A 17,648-nucleotide genomic window follows, 5' to 3' on the forward strand; every position below is an offset into this window, starting at 1 on the left:
AAACCTCCGATTATTCTTCCTGGAAAAAGGGCTGCCGGTAAATCGAGCAGCCCTGAACCGTATTCCTTAATTTCCTTTTTTCTTCTTATACCAGATCACGCCGCCAATGCCGCAGGCAGAAAGGACTGCCAGAAGGATCGGAAGCCAGATGTTGGTGCTGTCCCCTGTTTTCGGGCTGTTTCCTGTCGGTGTGCTGCCGGATGGGGATTTGGTGTTTTTGATCTCTTTTACGATCTCGATCACCTTGGTTTTTCCGTCTTTGTATTCAAAGCGGATCTCTTCTTTTTTGCTGCTTAATTCATAACCATTTGGTGCTTTGGTCTCTACTAGGATATATTCCACGGTTTTCTCTACTTTTCCATTTTTATAAGTAGCAATCGGAATCTTGCCGCTTGTCGCTGTTCCGGTCTTATCCGTTACCAGTTTTTCTACGACTTTTCCGCTTTCCTTTTCACGCAGTTCAAATTCTGCTCCTGGAAGGGCTGCCTTACTGGTGGAATCGGTCTTTTTAATGACCAGTTTTCCATACGGATGTGCGTCCTTCATTTTGACTTTCTGGATTTTTCCAGTATCTTTTACCGTAAATTTCACATCTTCCGCAATGAGGTATCCATCCGGGGCCTGCTCTTCACGAAGGGTATATTCGCCTACCGGAAGTTTTTCGACCATATGCGGTTTATCTGTGGACGTCCAGCTTTCAACTTTCTTTCCATCTTTATCCAGGATGATCAGTTTTGCTCCCGGTACCTCACTGGAATCCGTAATGTCTTTCTTGCTGATTTCCACTTTGGTCACATCATCAAGCATCTGGTGTTTCTGTACTTCTTTGGTGTTTTCAACGGTAAATTCAATACTTTCCGCAGTCACATAACCATCTGCCGGCTTTGTTTCTGTCATCTTGTATTTCTTTCCTACGATAAGACCCTTGATGATATGTGCTTCCTCTTTGGATACCCATTCATCCACCGTATTTCCATCCTCATCTGTTACCTTTAAGGATGCTCCCGGAAGTTCTTTTTTGTCCGTCAGGTCTGCTTTGGAAAGTTCTACCGTAGTCTGTTCATCTTCAAAGGTGAACGCATACTCTGCAACACTGGTTCCACTGCCCTGGTACTCAAAAGTGAATTCCTGCGGTTCCTGGTCTGTCACATAGCCATCCGGGGCGGCAAGTTCCTTAATGTAGTACCTGCTGTCAACCGGGAGATCTGCAACAAACTGGATCTTTCCCTCCTCATCTGTGGTCTTCAGTTCGATCAGGGTGTCTTTCGCAAGGAGTACTTTTCCTTTTGAAGATACGATGTCGTCTGCTGCATAGAGGCCAAAGATTGCCCCGGAAAGTACTTTGTCACTGTCCTTTTCTTTTTTCAGGACTTCCACCTGTACCCTCTGGCGCGCATTCTGCCAGTCGGCACTATAAGTAACCAGAGATGTATCCTGGTCACGGTATGTAAGATCCACATATCTTGGTTCATTATCCAGAACGTAGCCATGTGAGGTCTCTTTTTCCACGATGTAATAACGTCCAAGCGGGAGGTTATCCATCTGTGCGATGCCATTTCCATCTGTTGTAATGGAGCCGACCAGTTCATCTGCCGCATAATAATCTGCACTTACCCCGTCTGCTGCACGGATGGCTTCTGCCGCGTAAACATTGAAGGTTACATCAGTCAGGTTTCCGGTCACATAGTTGAACAGGTGCTCGATCATGCCTTTTGCATTGTCAAGAAGGGATACGCTGTCTAAGAATTCCCCTTTCTTGTTTACCAGAAGTCTTGCTACCGGGACTTCATCTTCCATTTTGACTTTCTGTACTTCTGCAGTATCAGAGATCGTAAACTCTACGTCTGTTGCACGTAAGTAGCCATATGATGCAAGCTCTTCACGCAGAATGTAAGTTTTTCCAACCTGAAGTCGCTTGATCACATGTGGGGAATCCTTTACGGATGTCCAGGAATCGATCACGTTGCCATCCTTATCCAGTACACTCATGGAAGCCCCGTCAAGTTCTGTTCCGGTCGTGATATCTGCTTTTGTTACTTCTACCGTTGTCGGCTGGTTTTTCTTCACGGATTTTAATTTGATCGTTTTTACGTCCTGGCCCTGGTATGTGGCATCAAATTCCAGGATCTCATCAGAAGATACATAACCCGCCGGTGCCTGCAGCTCTTTCACATAGTATCTGCCAAGCGGAAGATCCAGCGTAAACGCTGCCTTACCTTTTTCGTTGCTTGTGATCTCCTGAAGCAGTGTATCTGCTTTTACAATCACCTTGTCGCCGGAAGAAATTGCTTCTTTATTGTATAATCCAAAGGTTGCACCTTTTAAAGCCTTTCCGGTCTCAGCATCCTGTTTTTCCACACTCAGCTCTACTTTCTGGCGTTCATTGGAAAATTCCAGTTTTTCTTCGATCTCCGGTGTGTTCTGATCCTTATAGATAAAGGCTACTTCCTGACTGTCTGGATTTAAGACAAATCCGGCCGGTGCTTTTGTTTCTTTCACACGGTATTTTCCAAGCGGAAGGTCTTTGATAACAGCTTCCCCATTTTTATTAGTGGTCACTGTTTTTACCAGGGTATCCTTTGCATAGATCACGTGACGGTTTCCCTGCTCGTCCACCTGATGATCCGGTGTGAAAATATCTTCTGCTGCGTAGATTTCAAATTCTGCCCCTTCCAGGGAAGCTTCTTCGTATACAAAATCCTTTTTAAAGGATTTTAAGGTTTCACCGGATTTATGGATCACCAGTTTGCCCTTGACCGGATGGTTTTCATAGGTCACGGTAATGATGGCATCCCCGCTGACGGAATCCATCTGATAAGCTGTATTCTTATCAACTTTGATCTCCACATACTGGGTATTCTGGGTGTAGCCATCAGGCGCTCTCACTTCCTCAATCCTGTAATTTCCGCATTTTAAGGATTCCGGAAGAATCAGGTAACCATTTTCGTCCGTAAAATAGGATTTATGGACAACCGTATTTGGATAGGTCGTTACCTGTTCCACATACTTTTTCGCATCCAGGTCGTACATTTTGAATTCTGTATTGGCAAGGAGGACCGGCTGTTTGGTCTCATCATCCTGTTTCACGATCTTAAGCTTTGCTTTGAACTCATCGTCCAAAAGGACTCTCCATACCTGCGGTGTGCTGCTGTTCTCGGTTACGGTTACGATAAAATCATCTACCGGCATGAAATTATGCGGTGTTGTGGTCTCACGGACAATGTAGCGTCCATAAGGAATCGGGATGCTGCACGCATAGCCGCGTTCATCGGTAAACATTTCTGTTTTTCCATCTTCCGTAAGAACGATCGGGGTCGCATTTGTAAAGTCATAGCTTCCATCGTCCTTTACAGTCAGGCTGCTGATCAGATAAGCAGAGAATCCGGCACCTTTTAAAAGGTCCGCATCGGTCTTATCATTATCCGCTGCTTTAATCAACTGGAATGGCTGTTTGATCACGTCTTCTTTGGAAACGGTATTTCGTTTTACCGTCTCTACCTGGTCTCCTTCGTAGTTACAGTTTACATCATGCTCCTCTTCGTCCAGAAGATAACCTACTGGAGGCGTGATCTCCTTCAAATAATACTTTCCAAGATACAGGTTGCTTACGCTTGCTTTTCCCTCTTTATCGGTCGTCAGGGTAGCTACCTGTTCGTCCTTTTTATAAAGGACTCCGCTCCTGCCATCCGGATGGTTAATGTCTTCCCTTGCATAGAGCCCGTAAATGGCTCCTTCAAATACGGCATCTCCCTGTGCGCTGTTTCCTGTCTCGCTGTCTTCTTTTACCAGGTCGATTGTTGCATTTACACGCTTATTTGTAAAGGTATGGCTAAAGTTTACCTTTTCTTCCTTATCATTGGTGAACTTAAAAGTGAAGGTGTAAGTATCCTCACTGTTTCTAAGGTAAAGTTCCGGTGCCTGGATCTCCCGGATGCTGTAGCTGTAATTAATCGGAAGTTCCGCTTTATAAGAAGCTTTTCCATCGGCTCCGGTCGTTGCTTTTTCGATCAGGGTTCCTTTGGGAACAACGGTCTTACCATCAACTTTGATATCTTCTGCTGCATACAGCCCGTAGATGCCTCCGGAGAGCGGATTTTTTGTCTCTTCGTCCTGCTTTTCCACACGGACTGCAGCCTTCTGGCGTTCATTTAAAAATGTTGCACTGACAGTCTGCACTTCTACGGTCTGGCCTGCATACACAAGCTCAACAGTCTTAGACTCTCCTTTGCATACATAATTATCCGGAGCTTTCGTCTCGGTTACTGTGTAGGTGCCAAGATAGAGATCCTTTAACGTAACGCTTCCGTCATCTCCGGTAACCAGATTATCCTTGACAAGTGCACCTTTTTTATAGATGAGGGTGCCATCTGCCGCCTTGATATCTGCACCTGCATAAACACTGTAAACGGCTCCTTTCAATTTCCGTTTTTCGTAGGCAAAGGTCACACCATCTTCCGTGACGGTCGCTCCAGTAAGCACTTCTCCTTCTTTATAAATGGTGAGTGCACCTTTTTGCTCTTTATCCGTTAAGTTCTTGGAAGCGGTCTGCCCCACGACCAGTTTTACCCCATAGGCTTTCGTATCCAGCACATATCCGGATGGGCCTGAGATTTCACGAAGGTAAACGGTATCCTGTGTTTTGGTGATCTTTACTTCGGATTCCCCTTTTGCATTTGTTGCCGGCATTTTTTTGATAAGTTTCGTGCAGGCTTCATCTGCATAGATGCCGTAAACGGCACCTGCAAGGAGCGCGTTGCTTCCCTTATCTTTTTTGATGATCTTGACCGTTGCTTCATCCGGCCAGTCTACCTCCAGATTCAGCTCCAGTGTATCGGTATAATATCCAAAGCCGATATCCTGGCTGTTCGCCAGCTTTAAGAGCATGGCATGGAAATTAAGCGGATAGTTGGATGTGATCGCATATTTTCCTTTCAGGCTTCCAATATTCTGGGTGGTTGCTTCCAGATGGAATTTTTCACCGCCCTTTACGCTCACATTTCCGGTCCCGGTTTTTCCTGTCGTCTCATTTACAAGGGAGACCCCGTTTTCCAGATGGATCGTGATCACAAAAGCTGCGTTTGCCTTCCATGTGAAGGTCGGGCTCTGGTTTCCATTTGCAGAAGCACTGAGCCCAGGTGTCAGCTCCATGGTCGTTGGATCCGGCATCTTTGCAAGGGCTGCCTTGATCTCTTTTAACATGTTTTTGGCAGTTGTCGAAAGGGATCCTCCAAATCCGGATTCCCCGTCATATAAATAATCGACCAGATAATGCTGCATTGCACGGGTCTCGGAGGAACAGCCGTATTTTTCCATGATGGATTTGATATTATAGCCGTTGAATGTGCCGCCCCATCCGGGACCGCCATATCCGTAAAACATGGCCTTCCTTAAATAACGGTCATCGCCGCCTTCATCCAGTTCGACCATATTTTTATAAGTCGTTCCACTTGGCGGGGACTGTTTACTGTGCTGCATGCAGTATGCATAGACGGTATAAGTCTTTCTGCCTGCTTTGTAACGGATATACTTATAGGAATCATTTCCGCCCTGTCCCATTACAGAATCAAAAGGATGCAGTTTTCCATCTGAATAATAGTAATAGGTATTAGCTTCAATGTCTGTTGAATCATCCCACAAGTCTCCATCGGAAGCTGCCATGGTACTAATACCGCCCTCAGCCTGGTCATATAGCACACTTAATGCAACATCATCTTCCGGCATCTCAAAGCTGAAGGAATTTGTTCCCTCATCGTAGCTTACTTCTGCATACAGAAGATCTTCGGTATTCTCTGTCTGGTTTGCTTCGACAAGACTTGTTCCCACTGCGATCAGGCTTCCCTGCGGGATATCACCGGAAAAGTTGACCGTCTCCCCCGTCTGGTAACGTCCGTCCTCGTGGTCCAGTTCAATATTGAATTCATTTCCCTGTACAATGTCAACCTGATGGCTTCCATCCTCTGTTTCCTCATCGGAAAATTCTTCTGCTTCCTCTTCTTCTGGCTCCTCCGTTTCTTCCGGCTCTTCCAGAGTTTCCGGGGCATCTTCCGGGCTTATGGTCGGGAGGACGGGGTCTGCCTCCGGTTCGTCATCGCCGGTTTCCTGTTCCTGGCCGCCATTGGATCCGTCTGTTTCTGCTTCCCTTGGTGTCACCGTAATGTTTCTGGCAACCAGATAGGCTTCCCCCGATGCGGGCGTAACAAGATATACGCATTTATAGGTCCCCGCATGGTTATAATCAAATACAGTCCCGTCTTCCATTGCTGCTTTTTTCAGTTCCACATGGTCTCCGTCAGAGAGTTTCAGTCCTGTAAAATCATTCTGGATATCAAAGGCTTCCCCTTCGGTAACCATAAGCGCAAGTTCCGGATCAGCAACGGTTTCCTCGATCAGTTCCTCCTCGCTTTTCTCCGTCTGCGTTTCTGTCTGCGTTTCTGTCTGTACCTCGATCTGTGTCTCGCTCTGTGCGGAAACGCCTCCCACCTCAGCGGCGGATACTGCAGAAGCTCCCGTCTGCAAGAGCGTAGTGCAGCACAGAGCAAAAGCCATCGCACCCGCCATCCATCTTTTCTTCCAGTTTTTTTCCAAGTGCACGTTCTCCTTTCATGATCGCTTTTTTCCCTGCAGTTTTCTTTTGGTCCGTCTCTTATCTGCATCGCTTTCTCCTTTCTTCCGGCTTTTTCAGCCAGATAAAAAGGAAACTGAAAAAAATTCCAGTTTCCCTTTTATCTGACCAAACCATTTTATGCCGTCTTTCTGTTTCCTTTTTCCTCTTTTCGAAGGATCCAGTCATCCACGCCTTTGTAGTGTTCCATCCAGGTACCGGATGCATCGGTATCCCAGGTGACTCTTTTGCAGGATACGTTCAGTTCCTCACAGATCTCATATAGTTTTATACAGCCTTTTCGGATCATGTCCCGCTTTCTGCGCTTTCTGGGGCATTCTCCATGATACAGATAAATTCCATGTTCACATTGCCGGCACGCACTTTTTTCATCGTGCTTACAGGACAATTCCATCATTTTATCCATGTCGTAACATTCGTAAACTCTTTTTAACCCCTGCTCTTTCAGTTTTCGCAAGACAGTTTCCAGTCCTTTATGATTGGAAACTCCAGGGACTCCGATATAAGGATTTCCTGTACACATCCATGCGATCTCTGCCTTTAAGATCCCTTCCGTTACGTAAACCGTGCCATCCTTTATTTCCCCAAACATTCCTGCCGGGCTGCCGCTTGATGTGCCTTTTTCTAAGCCGCTGCTGGTAAACCAGAGGTACTTCCGTTCTTTTAAAGGAACATCCAGCCGGATCTGGAATCCTATGATCCGTTCCTTCCCATCCCGGACCGGGCAAAGATACCCGTTATTCTTCCTATAAAAAGCAGCTTCCCAGTCACCATCCCGGTTGATGAAAAATCCAGGAATCCCATCCAGGCGAAATTCCTTTTTTAAGAGCTTTCTGGCAATGGCCACGGAATTCTCCTCATCCGTACTTAAAAAACCTCGTTCTTCCATCTGTCTGACCTCATTTAACGTCAGCCCACGCAGGAGAAGGTTCCTCCGGTGTGTTTCCTTAAGCTTAAGAAAAGTGAGCATTTCCTTATATACATGGTCCCGGTAATCCCATTCCTCTTCCGTAAGGGAAATGCGTTTCTTTTTAGGAACGATAGAAGCGAACCCATTTCGTGTCGTGGACTGCTGCCTTTTATCCGTTCCAGAAAAAGAAAGTGCCTGCTTTATCTCCCGGTAGGCTTCTTTATACCGGTTTCTCCCGTAAATGCCGGATAGTTCCGCATACAGTGTCAGCATGTTTCCGGATGCTCCGCAATGATAGCAATGGTAAACATTTTTCAGTTCTCCATTTTTGCGGATGCAAAAACTGCATTTTCCTCTTAAATCCCCGCAAAAAGGACATTCCACCGGAAATTCGTCCTGGTAAGAATCACTCAGTCTTCGGATTGATAAAAGATCTGCTACTTCTGCGATCGTAAACGATTCTCTGGCATACATGCCTTCCTCCTTTTCATAAAAGATGGCCCCGTTCCCGGAGCCACCTCAAACTATTTCTCTGTTTTCAGGCTGCTTTTTGCATTTCCTTTTCATGATCCAAAAGAATCTTCGCAGCTTTCTGTATTTCCTGATTCTGGCCTTTGTAACGCTGTACCAGCCATTTGATCGTCTGGTAACCTCTGGCATCCTGCATCATTTCCCCAAGAGGGGTCCCGGCATAGACACCAAAATTGCAGATAACCTTTCCTGCCCATTTCACTTCATCCTCTGCATCCTCTTCGTGAGCCATATCCTCCAACACTTCCTCTGCAGTCTCTTCTGGTGTTTCTTCCTCTTCTTCTGCATCAAAAGAAATCTCATCATCTTCATCAAATGGAACTTCATCCGTTTCTTCTACTGCACGGAAACCGTCTGCATCCGTCTCGGCAGTAATTTCCTCATCTACGGAGATTTCCTCGGTCTGAACCGGATCTTCCGCTTTGGTTTCTTCAGCGGAAAATTCTTCCAGTCCGCTTTCACTTTCTTCCATTCCAAAAGTCATCTGTCCAGGAAGGTTTTCTTCTGTATCCGTCACTGCATATTCCACTTTTACAGTACCTTCTGATATGGCATTTCCATCACGCAGTTTTTTACGGTCCGTTTTCTTTTCCCTGACCGGTTCCGTTTGCTCCTGCTTTGCTGCGGTTTCTTTTCTTTCTGCCTTTTCCTGTTTCTTTTTCGGTTTTTCCGGTTTTACGGAAGCTTCCTGCTTCGGCATTTCTTCTTTTTCCGTCCCACGCATGTCCGGATCGTCTATTCCGGATGCCTGCATGATGTTGAATTTATTTAAGAAATAATACTTCAGGCCATACGTCCATGCCGCACCTTTTGCTTTATCCGGTGCTTCATTGGTTCCAATGACATGCAAAAAGCTCCGTACCTTGTCTCCCGGACGGTCTGCATTGGTCCAGCACAGCTCCAGGTCAGCCTCATATCTCCAGAGTGCTCCCATTTCCTTTAAAAACACGGAATTGCCCTGTTCGTCCATCTGTGTCGGCCTTTCACTTAAGATGTCAAAATCGACCCCGTATTTATTAAGGGCCGGTGTCAGGCATTCATAGATATCATCCAGTTTTACAAAATCATAAGTAACGTCCTCACTGTACCTTTTGCGGATCAGCTTCGGCACTTTCTTCCGGATCCTGATCATCTTCTGGTTCAGATTCATGTAATTGTATTTACCCATATTATTCGTTTCCTCCTGATTTTTTCATTTTTTATACTAAGCAGAACGCGGAAGGCTTGCCTCCGGCCCTGTCCCAGTCTTATTTAACATTTCTTCCATTTCCTCCCGGATACATCCGATACAGATCTTCTTTTTTGAGATCTCCGGAAGTTTTTCAAGCAGCCACTTCTGGGCGAAAAGCTCTGCTGCCCGCTGTGGGTTGCTTAAATATTCCAAAAACATCCAGTCAGAAAATTCCCACTTCATATCCGCAAAATGAAACTGCGGCTGATAGATCAGATCCTCCGGCCGCTTTCCTTTTTTAATAAAACGGTCTGCATTTAGCTGGATATAAACCCTGCTGATTTCCGGGATCATCTGTGCAGCTGCATACCCGCCTTTTAACAAAAGTTCATCCCATTGTTCCCGGATAAGTTTCTTTCCAATGCGGCTTATCTGTGTTTCCAGTTTCGGGATCAGATCCTCACGCACAGGAAAACCAAAATCATCCGGTATCCCGATCGGCTTCAGAAAAAGATCTTCTGCTTCATAAAGGGAATACTCCGGCATGTGGATCACGGCACACCAGTTCCGGTCTGTTTTTCTGTTTTCCTTTAAACAGTCAAAGAAAAAGAAACAGTTTCCATATCTTGCCTTTATAAACAGCTGTCCGGAAAATTCTTTTACTTCACAATCCGGCGATTTCAGCCATGCGATCAGTTTTTCTGCCTCCCTGCTCTCTTTTAACCAGTCCGGAAGTTTTCTATCCATCACATACCTCCGTAATTTAGATATATGGCAGGGAATACCTGGAATACACTATCTTTGCCCGTTTTAAAAATGCAGAGCCTTTTTCTGCTTTTGCAAACCATTCCACAAAAAACCGTGTCAGGTTCTGCTGCAGTGTCCGGTGGGTATCAAGGGCATAATCCACAAATTCCCCATATCCGTCCATACTTCCTGCAAGCAGGTAGCAGGTAAACATTTTTGCCATCTGCTCTTCATCTGAAGGATTGATCTCCATTTCCTCTGCACCTTCATACACCAGGCGCACCCTTTCTGGCTGTTCCTTTACATGCAGACACAGATCATCGGCCATCAGTTTCGATGCTTCGTTTCGAAGGTCGTAATATCTGACCTCTGAAAGACCTTTTAGCCAGGCAAACCCAAGATAAGTGTAATTGTCTTTTATTTCCTGCTGCTCTTTTGCCATGGACTCCATAAATTTTTTGTGTCCGGTGGGATGGCAGTTCAAGTATTCATCTACCAGCAGCCTTGCCACATCTTTTCCATTCGTAACCTTCATGTTTTCCTCCCATCAAAAAAAGACAGTCCATGCTGTCTCCATTCTTTTAAATCCTGTTAGTATTTTACAGTGCCAGGAATATCATATTCATGCCAGCGTTTTGACACACAGCCGGCAATTTTTTCTTCCAGAGCTAAAAGTCCTCTCTCATTCGTCTTTTCCTGCCTTGCAATGGTAATGGATTCACAGATCCCGCAGTAGATCTCGTATGCGCTGCATGGCTCATCCCCAGTAGTAGCCTTAAACTGCTCCACGGTTTCTGCAAGCAGTTTTTTGCCAAATCCTGCCTGCTTCATGATCCCTGCCATGGCATTTGCCGGATGCTCGATCCAGATATCACACAGCCGCATGACCCCTTTTAAGACTTCCCGGTAGTAATCGAAGATCGACTCTATGTTTTCCGTGAAATCTTCCATTCCTTTACAGTTTTTGTGCGTAACCTTCAGGGCATTGCCAAGGATCACATTTCTTGTCGGCTCCTGCAGGGAATAAAAAATATTCGCTCCGGACACACCAACGTCTGACGTAGTGATCCGTACAACTGCTTTTATGTCCTTATCAGTCTTTCTTCCATAATTCTGCATCAGTTCCTTATAAACATCTGTAAGTTTCGTATCTTCCAGCTGCCAGGACGCCGTAACAGAATAATGATCTGCATAGCCGTTTAAAAACGTTGCCTTCTCATAGTCCCCATGGATATATGCCGAGGTAACCATGTACATATCCGGCATGGATATGATGGCATAATCTTTTTCATCACCAGACAGGACTGCCCTTACTTTTCCTTCACAGAAACGGATCAGTGCTCTTCCTCTTGCAACCTTCAGGCATTTATTCAAGATCTCTGCCAGTGTTTTCTTATCGACATCTGCCAGGGCTTTGCCATCAATCCTGGCCCGTCCTTTCAACGATTTGATTGCTGAATTTCCTATATAACAGATCCTCTCGGGCAGGATAAGAACCAGCCTGGAATGAGATAAGGTATCTTTTTCCAGTGCTTCCAGGGAAATGCCCGGAACCTCTGTACAGGTTTCCTCTCCTGCAGCTGCCACCTTTAATTTCTTACTGGTGACCCGGATCCATTCTGCCCGGCTGTCTATCTCTTCCAGACACTCGCACAGTTCCTTTTCTGTCCGGAACTCCTTATAAAAGTCATCTTTATAATACATAATGTCCGCCTTTCCACGCTAGCTGAAAATCCGGACTTCAACAGCCTGTATCTTTCCATCTTCGATGCAAAATACATAGCCGTCTTCTGCCATCTCCATAAGCATTCCAATTTCCAGTGCATTTGCGTTTTCCCATTTAATTGTCTCCATAATCGACCCTCCTGATTTTACAATGTGTTTTCTTTTTTTGATGTTCTTAAGGTATTTCTTTTTGCAGTTTCTTTAACTGACAGTTTCATTCGTGCTCCTCCTTTCTGCTTTTTATGCAATAAAAAAAGACACAAAAAGAATCTTCTTTCCTTCTTGCATCTTCCTTATATTTTGCATATCCATTTTTTCTCATTAAGGGCAAGACCGCCCCAAAGTGTTTCTTCCGGAATGTCCGGAACTAAAGAATAACCACAGTCTTTTATAGACTGTTAAATTATTTTTCATTTAAAGACTACCACAACATTTTGTGGTTGTCAATTAATTTTAACTATATATTGTGTTATTGCGTGAGTTATCTTTATTATTCTGCTACATGTTGTGACAGGCGGCATGATACCGCCTGTCTTTTCATCCGTCTGCATAAATGCATGTATCTGAGGGGAATAGGTAATCTGTACATGCACTATGAAAACGTCTTACTCAGCGTTTGGATCCGCCGGGGAAATATTTTTGGCAAGGCTTCGCCCGTTGGCATCCGTCCCTGCTTCAAAAAGGACCGGCTGGCCACCGCTTAATTTCCGGTATCCATCCATCTGGATCTCCGAAAAGTGGGCGAAATAATCAATCCCGTCTTCACCGGTGATAAAACCGTATCCTTTCTGTGCGCTGAACCATTTCACGGTTCCCTGTAGTGTTTCTGACATATCCTTCTCTCCTTTGCTGTATTTCCCGCAATAATCTTTTGCGGAAACAGGGCAGCATGGAATCGAACCATGCCTGGTGCTCCCCTCCCTGCTATAAAAGGAATCTCTTCCTCTTATATTTCTTCGTTTCCCAAAAAAGTCCCGTTATTGAGCGCTGCATCCACCCGGCGGATTCCTACCAGCTTCTTTTCATTTATGCCAAAATAAAACCGATAGCGTTTTCCCTCCAAAACTTTTACGTTTTTATCCAGCAAAAGTTCACTCTGCCGTCCGGTCGGATCACTTACCCGGATCTTCCGTAATCTTGCAAAGGGATTTTTCCCGTCTATCCCGGTTACCAGCCCTTCCACGATTTCATAGGTCTTTTTATCCGCGGTGCGGAAAATAAGATATGTTCTTATAAACCCGATAATCCCAAGCAGAAAAGACCAGAAAATAAAAGTTTTATCTTTCATCCATGTTCCCATAAATGATCCGAAAAGCAGGATAAAAAGAGACAGGATACCATATCGCTGGATCCTGTCCTTAAAAAAATCCGGTATATTCTGATAACGTGTTCCAAAATCTTCCAAGCATCTATACAGCCTGTGCCAATACGGATGTTCCGTTTGCTTCAAGGCAGTCCTCCCTTCTTATGTAGTCGATCACAAGCTGTTTCTTATAGTAAAGCTGCGCTACGCGGATTATAAATTCCCGTTGTATCTGTTCCTGGCGGGAATCTGCTAAATTGGGTTCCCTGCTTTTTGCCTCTTCTTTTAAACATTTCAGGTGGCAGGAAACATCCCCTTCTCTTTGAAGATAGGAAAGTAGCTGGTATTCCTCTTCTGTAAGCAGCGGCTTTTTAAAAGCTCTCAGTGAAAACTTCAGTCCTTTTCCCATGGAAAGGGCTTCCATAAAATGCTTCATGCGTTCTGTCCGTGAAAAGGCCATGGGAGACATGACTGACCGGCTGATAATGCTGTATACAGCTTCCTCTCTGGTACATCCTTCTGTCAGCACAACCAGGCCCCGCTTTACCAGACGGTTCAGGCAAAACTGAAAATCCTCTTTGTCCGCCCATTCCTGTGCCTGTTTTTCTCCAAGGCTAAATACAAGAAGACGATGCATCTGGGAATGGACCTTATCCTCTTCACAGAAAGACCAGGTGAGCGCAGCCCACAAAATAGTTTCCATTTCTGTAAGTACTTTTTCTTCCCCATCTACCCAGACACAAAACCTTCCATCTGCATCATCTTTTTTCATTCCGATTGCTGTATACCATCTCATGACATTTCCTCCTTGTCATTTTCACTCTTTCTAATCTCTGCTTCTGATCTGTTTTCTTTCATAACTTGTTACCCATACATCATCATTTCCAGGAGTTTTGGAAGTACATACCCCAAAAGCATGCCTGCTGCCGTACAGATTCCGATATTCGGCCGTCGCAGTTTCCATACTTCCTGTGTTTTGGTCCCGATAATCCTTGTTCTTCCCGGTACGATCCACCTGAGTTTCCGATAAAACTCCATGAATCCCTGATTGTCAAAGCCAAAGGATCGTACACAGAAAACATCCCGTTCCTGTTCTTCTTCATCCAAAAGGAAAAAGCTTTTCTGTTCTTTCCCTTCTTTTCGGATCACGATATAAAATTCCGGAACTCCCCGTCTGGTTCCTTCTACGATCTTATCCATCTCATCGTAAAAGATCCTGCAGGACTCATATTTTCCGTTTTTTTCCGGCTGGCAGACTGCCAGGCTGTCCTCTTCAAGTGCCATATAACAGTTTTCTGCCTCCATGATCCTCCGGCTGATTTTTATGGCCTGACGAAGAAGCAGGATTATCGCAAGCGCCAGTGCAGTACACAAATATGCAAGATCCCAGCATCTTTTCTGGTATATGAAAAAGTATGCGCTGATTCCCTCTGCCACACTGCATATTGCTGTCATAATAAAATACTGTTCTTTAAGGTCCATCAGATGATATACATCATCTTCTGTCGCCTGTAGTCTCAAGGGCATCCATCCTTTCCGTCATGCCACGCTTATTTTATCCGGGGATTTCTTTTTTTCCTCTCGGCTTTTTATATAGTCTGTACATTCCCGGATGGTCTGTTCACACAGGTAATAAGAAAACTTCCCGATATGTGTGTCCTTTTCCCGGAGATTCAAACGGTTCTGAAGCCAGATATATGTGCTGTGTTTGGTCATATAACCATTTTTCCAGATTGCATCCAAAGCTCTGTGTGCTTCGATCCGCTTATTACGCAGATTGCTGTCAGCCATGGTTCCCATGGGACGCATACTTTTTTTGTGTGCCCCAATGTATGAATCACAGGAAGGATAGCCGCTGCATACATACAGGTATTTCTCCGGATCCAGGTTGTTATCCCCATAGACATAGGCTGCCGGCCTAAGTACCCCGGGTCTTTTGCAATATGGACAGTACAAGGTTTCCCGCATCTGTTTTTTCTTCTTTTTTGCCATCTGACGTCACTCCTTTCCATCTTTATCTCCGATGTTAAAGAAATCCCTTTTTCTGTGTCAACAGAATTCTTTGAAAATCATAAAAACATTTTCAGGAAGCTCTTTTGATAAGCCTTGTGATAATGCCTTCTGCCACTTCATAGTTGTCGTTGATGCGGGTCACCACAAATCCGATCTTATCTTTCTTTCCCGGAAGTGCGGACATATTGCAGGAATGTGCCACGGCATTGACTCCGATATCAAGGCGGATAAAATAGGTTCCCTTATAGACTTCCGTAATGATCCCTGTATATTTTCCCTGTTTATGGCATTTCCGGAGGTTATCTTTATTGATATTGGCTGTCGGACTCTTTGCATCCACTTCTATAATGATCTGGTCAACAGAGCTTGCTTCCACCTTATTGACCATGACCAGCACCAGATCACCTACCTGGAATTTTTCTCCGGCATCTACCATCCACTCCCAGGCCATGTCTCTGGCCCGGACAGATACTTCTACACCAAAGACTTCCAGGCGGACTGCCTTGGGAGCTACCGCGATCACCCTTGCTTCTACGATCCTGCCTTCATAAAGCATTGGTTTTTCTGTATCTTCCCCAAGGTAAAAAGTCTGCCTCTTTTTAAGCATTGCATCTTTTCTGGATGCTACAACACTCCGGCTCTTGTTATCCAGATCTTTGATGATGAAATCAATGTCACAGCCGAGCATGTTGTTAGCAATACGGACCTGACGGTTTAAGGTATCCGCGTTTTCACGCCCGTCTCCCTGAAGGTTGATCATCATTTCATTCATTGGGATAATGATCCGGAAACCATTAAAGTATGTAACAGCAACCATCCATCCACTCTCCAGTTTTTCAATGCCCCCAAGCTGGCCCGTCAGGATCTTTCTGGTACGATGTGCATTCAAAAGCTGATGCCATCTGGCTTCTTCCTGTTCCTCCATGCTTTCAACCTGCGCGTCTACATCGATTGTCAAAACACCATCGTAGACTGCACGCGGAACATCTTTTTCCCCGTTTCCCGCCAAAACTGTTTTTTTGGTATCCTCCATATACTTCCTCCTGTTCTTATTTATTTTTGTCTTCTCTGCTCCATCCAGAAAACTCCTTTTCCTCCGGTACTCAGGAAAGACAAAAGAAGACACAAAAAAAGCAGCCCGTTTAAAGCTGCTTTCTTCATGCCTTCTTTTTACAGATACCATTCTATAATACATGGAATTCTATGTCAATATTACCTTAATTGCAATAGCGTCGCATATCGGTTTCTTTCATCTTTTCAGGTCAGCAAACAACTCGTCAAGGTCATTGAAGCCCTTTACAGACGGGTCTTTTGCAATCCTTTCCGCTTCCAGCATGGCAGCAACCGTTTCTTTGTTCGGCTGTTCCAGCCTTACTTCAAAGGGAATGCCGCCTTCACGAAGCGACTGGCGCACAAAGATGTTAAACGCCGTAGTCAGGTTCATGCCAAGTTCAGTAAACAGTGCGTCCGCCTGCGCTTTCAAATCTGCGTCCATGCGGATACTGATGTTTGTGGTATTTCTAGCCATACGATCAACCCCTTTCTGCTGGCAATTATAGTATATGCCATTTGCACGAAGAAAAAAATATTTTGCACGAATATTTAACAATAAATTCATTCAATGAGGTTAGCTACACGATGAAGCCTGTATAACAGAAGGATTTGGTGGTGATAATAATTGCCTGATTCCTGTGGCCTTTTAGTTATTTGTAGTCCCATCCTGCCCGCCTCATAGCAAGCTCCATCTCATATATATTTGTTTCATTGTAGAGTTTTTCTTTTTGCCCGCCAAGCTTGATTGTCCGCAAATAAGATAACCGGGTATTTTGCGTATTTTTGATATAAGTAGATTTTATATAGCAATTCTCAGGATTCACAGTCGTATAAAGCAGAGCATCGTTTTCAAGGATTTCCAATGGGCGTAAGTTATGTGATGTAAAGATCAATTGTCCTTTAGCTTTATGCTATCGGTCAAGCCGGAACTTAAACAAGCTTTCAATCAGCTTTGTTCTGATGTAATCCTCCATATCAGAGTTATAATAACCGTTCATCTTAGAGAAATAGCGGATATATCCGGTGAACGGTTAAGGACGGCTTTTACCGCTTTCGGATCACCCTCATGTGCCTCTATAATCGTGTCATAGGGGAGAAACCGGTTACTCATGGGACAACACCTCCATTTTCTCTTTCAGCCTCTTTGTTCTCCGATTTCTTTCTGCGTCAAGTGCTGGAAGTAATACAAAAAGATTTCCTCCTGTGTCTGTTCCGGCAGCCGGGCAAGAGCCGCTGCAAGGGAACGGCTGTCTAAAAGTATCGTCTGCCCCCGGACAGAAAACGGATAGGTTTCTCCATAGTCCGGCACTTGAAAATACTCATCTGTGGTGCTTAGCGGGACAAACTTTTCTTCGGTCAAATATTCAAGGGAGATTTCCCGTTTCCACCTTGCTGCCAACATACGGGCAGCGTCAAAGGACGCATGACGAATAACAATCCGGCAATAGGTATCATGGGTATAGCGGATATGTTCTTGATAGGCTTCCTGTTTGGTCATGGAAACTCCCCCTTTCTTCGACGGCAGCACTTTTTGCTGTCGCCCCTTGATTACCCACCAGCAGGGACAGACGGG

16 protein-coding genes are annotated in these 17,648 nt (G+C 44.9%); all 16 read right to left on the bottom strand.

The annotated features are described in order from the left end of the window. Positions 1 to 66 precede the first annotated feature (66 nt). Complete coding sequence (locus tag GT674_RS02885; protein ID WP_243149038.1) at positions 67 to 6,585, bottom strand: LPXTG cell wall anchor domain-containing protein; 6,519 nt, start codon at positions 6,583 to 6,585, stop codon at positions 67 to 69. Between the two features lie 155 nt (positions 6,586 to 6,740). Continuing rightward, complete coding sequence (locus GT674_RS02890) at positions 6,741 to 8,006, bottom strand: hypothetical protein (protein WP_161284351.1); 1,266 nt, start codon at positions 8,004 to 8,006, stop codon at positions 6,741 to 6,743. Positions 8,007 to 8,070: 64 nt separating this feature from the next. Further along, positions 8,071 to 9,231 (bottom strand): ERF family protein, encoded by a 1,161-nt coding sequence (locus tag GT674_RS02895; protein WP_161284353.1) that lies wholly within the window; start codon positions 9,229 to 9,231, stop codon positions 8,071 to 8,073. A gap of 36 nt (positions 9,232 to 9,267) precedes the next feature. Next, positions 9,268 to 9,981: a hypothetical protein gene (locus GT674_RS02900; RefSeq protein ID WP_055066312.1), complete on the bottom strand. Its 714-nt coding sequence runs from the start codon at positions 9,979 to 9,981 to the stop codon at positions 9,268 to 9,270. A 16-nt stretch (positions 9,982 to 9,997) separates the two neighbouring features. Then, positions 9,998 to 10,516: a hypothetical protein gene (locus tag GT674_RS02905; protein ID WP_055066313.1), complete on the bottom strand. Its 519-nt coding sequence runs from the start codon at positions 10,514 to 10,516 to the stop codon at positions 9,998 to 10,000. A gap of 56 nt (positions 10,517 to 10,572) precedes the next feature. After that, on the bottom strand, positions 10,573 to 11,685 hold the full coding sequence (locus GT674_RS02910) for a hypothetical protein (protein WP_055066314.1): 1,113 nt from the start codon (positions 11,683 to 11,685) through the stop codon (positions 10,573 to 10,575). Between the two features lie 18 nt (positions 11,686 to 11,703). Next, positions 11,704 to 11,835 carry a hypothetical protein gene (locus GT674_RS17595; protein WP_005423021.1) on the bottom strand — a complete coding sequence of 44 codons (132 nt, stop codon included), beginning with the start codon at positions 11,833 to 11,835 and terminating at the stop codon, positions 11,704 to 11,706. Positions 11,836 to 12,311: 476 nt separating this feature from the next. Continuing rightward, positions 12,312 to 12,539: a cold-shock protein gene (locus GT674_RS02915; RefSeq protein ID WP_005423033.1), complete on the bottom strand. Its 228-nt coding sequence runs from the start codon at positions 12,537 to 12,539 to the stop codon at positions 12,312 to 12,314. A 113-nt stretch (positions 12,540 to 12,652) separates the two neighbouring features. After that, positions 12,653 to 13,156, bottom strand: a complete 504-nt coding sequence (locus tag GT674_RS02920) for a hypothetical protein (protein WP_049940373.1) — start codon at positions 13,154 to 13,156, stop codon at positions 12,653 to 12,655. Next, positions 13,116 to 13,805 carry a hypothetical protein gene (locus GT674_RS02925; RefSeq protein ID WP_161284354.1) on the bottom strand — a complete coding sequence of 230 codons (690 nt, stop codon included), beginning with the start codon at positions 13,803 to 13,805 and terminating at the stop codon, positions 13,116 to 13,118. Before GT674_RS02925 ends, GT674_RS02920 begins: the two co-directional genes overlap by 41 nt. A 68-nt stretch (positions 13,806 to 13,873) precedes the next feature. Beyond that, on the bottom strand, positions 13,874 to 14,530 hold the full coding sequence (locus GT674_RS02930; RefSeq protein ID WP_117592333.1) for a hypothetical protein: 657 nt from the start codon (positions 14,528 to 14,530) through the stop codon (positions 13,874 to 13,876). An 18-nt stretch (positions 14,531 to 14,548) separates the two neighbouring features. Further along, positions 14,549 to 15,001, bottom strand: coding sequence for a zinc-finger-containing protein (locus tag GT674_RS02935; RefSeq protein ID WP_055066318.1), 453 nt, complete (start codon positions 14,999 to 15,001; stop codon positions 14,549 to 14,551). 91 nt (positions 15,002 to 15,092) lie between these two features. After that, positions 15,093 to 16,055: a S1 RNA-binding domain-containing protein gene (locus GT674_RS02940; protein WP_110925766.1), complete on the bottom strand. Its 963-nt coding sequence runs from the start codon at positions 16,053 to 16,055 to the stop codon at positions 15,093 to 15,095. A gap of 216 nt (positions 16,056 to 16,271) precedes the next feature. Next, positions 16,272 to 16,550, bottom strand: coding sequence for a type II toxin-antitoxin system RelB/DinJ family antitoxin (locus tag GT674_RS02945; RefSeq protein ID WP_055066319.1), 279 nt, complete (start codon positions 16,548 to 16,550; stop codon positions 16,272 to 16,274). 436 nt (positions 16,551 to 16,986) lie between these two features. Next, positions 16,987 to 17,091: a helix-turn-helix domain-containing protein gene (locus GT674_RS18220; RefSeq protein WP_442859853.1), complete on the bottom strand. Its 105-nt coding sequence runs from the start codon at positions 17,089 to 17,091 to the stop codon at positions 16,987 to 16,989. Positions 17,092 to 17,210: 119 nt separating this feature from the next. Next, positions 17,211 to 17,573, bottom strand: coding sequence for a sigma factor-like helix-turn-helix DNA-binding protein (locus GT674_RS02955; RefSeq protein WP_243149039.1), 363 nt, complete (start codon positions 17,571 to 17,573; stop codon positions 17,211 to 17,213). Positions 17,574 to 17,648: the final 75 nt, after the last annotated feature.

The organism is Blautia sp. BIOML-A1, from assembly GCF_009883055.1.
In the GTDB taxonomy this organism is placed as follows: Bacteria; Bacillota; Clostridia; order Lachnospirales; family Lachnospiraceae; genus Blautia_A.

Excerpts from the sequence above, each read along its gene's own strand:
- GT674_RS02935 (WP_055066318.1), bottom strand. The coding sequence starts at position 15,001 with ATGGCAAAAAAGAAGAAAAAACAGATGCGGGAAACCTTGTACTGTCCA.
- GT674_RS02945 (WP_055066319.1), bottom strand. The coding sequence starts at position 16,550 with ATGGCTAGAAATACCACAAACATCAGTATCCGCATGGACGCAGATTTG.
- GT674_RS02940 (WP_110925766.1), bottom strand. The coding sequence starts at position 16,055 with ATGGAGGATACCAAAAAAACAGTTTTGGCGGGAAACGGGGAAAAAGAT.
- GT674_RS02955 (WP_243149039.1), bottom strand. The coding sequence starts at position 17,573 with ATGACCAAACAGGAAGCCTATCAAGAACATATCCGCTATACCCATGAT.
- GT674_RS02925 (WP_161284354.1), bottom strand. The coding sequence starts at position 13,805 with ATGAGATGGTATACAGCAATCGGAATGAAAAAAGATGATGCAGATGGA.
- GT674_RS02900 (WP_055066312.1), bottom strand. The coding sequence starts at position 9,981 with ATGGATAGAAAACTTCCGGACTGGTTAAAAGAGAGCAGGGAGGCAGAA.
- GT674_RS02905 (WP_055066313.1), bottom strand. The coding sequence starts at position 10,516 with ATGAAGGTTACGAATGGAAAAGATGTGGCAAGGCTGCTGGTAGATGAA.
- GT674_RS02895 (WP_161284353.1), bottom strand. The coding sequence starts at position 9,231 with ATGGGTAAATACAATTACATGAATCTGAACCAGAAGATGATCAGGATC.
- GT674_RS17595 (WP_005423021.1), bottom strand. The coding sequence starts at position 11,835 with ATGGAGACAATTAAATGGGAAAACGCAAATGCACTGGAAATTGGAATG.
- GT674_RS02915 (WP_005423033.1), bottom strand. The coding sequence starts at position 12,539 with ATGTCAGAAACACTACAGGGAACCGTGAAATGGTTCAGCGCACAGAAA.
- GT674_RS02910 (WP_055066314.1), bottom strand. The coding sequence starts at position 11,685 with ATGTATTATAAAGATGACTTTTATAAGGAGTTCCGGACAGAAAAGGAA.
- GT674_RS02890 (WP_161284351.1), bottom strand. The coding sequence starts at position 8,006 with ATGTATGCCAGAGAATCGTTTACGATCGCAGAAGTAGCAGATCTTTTA.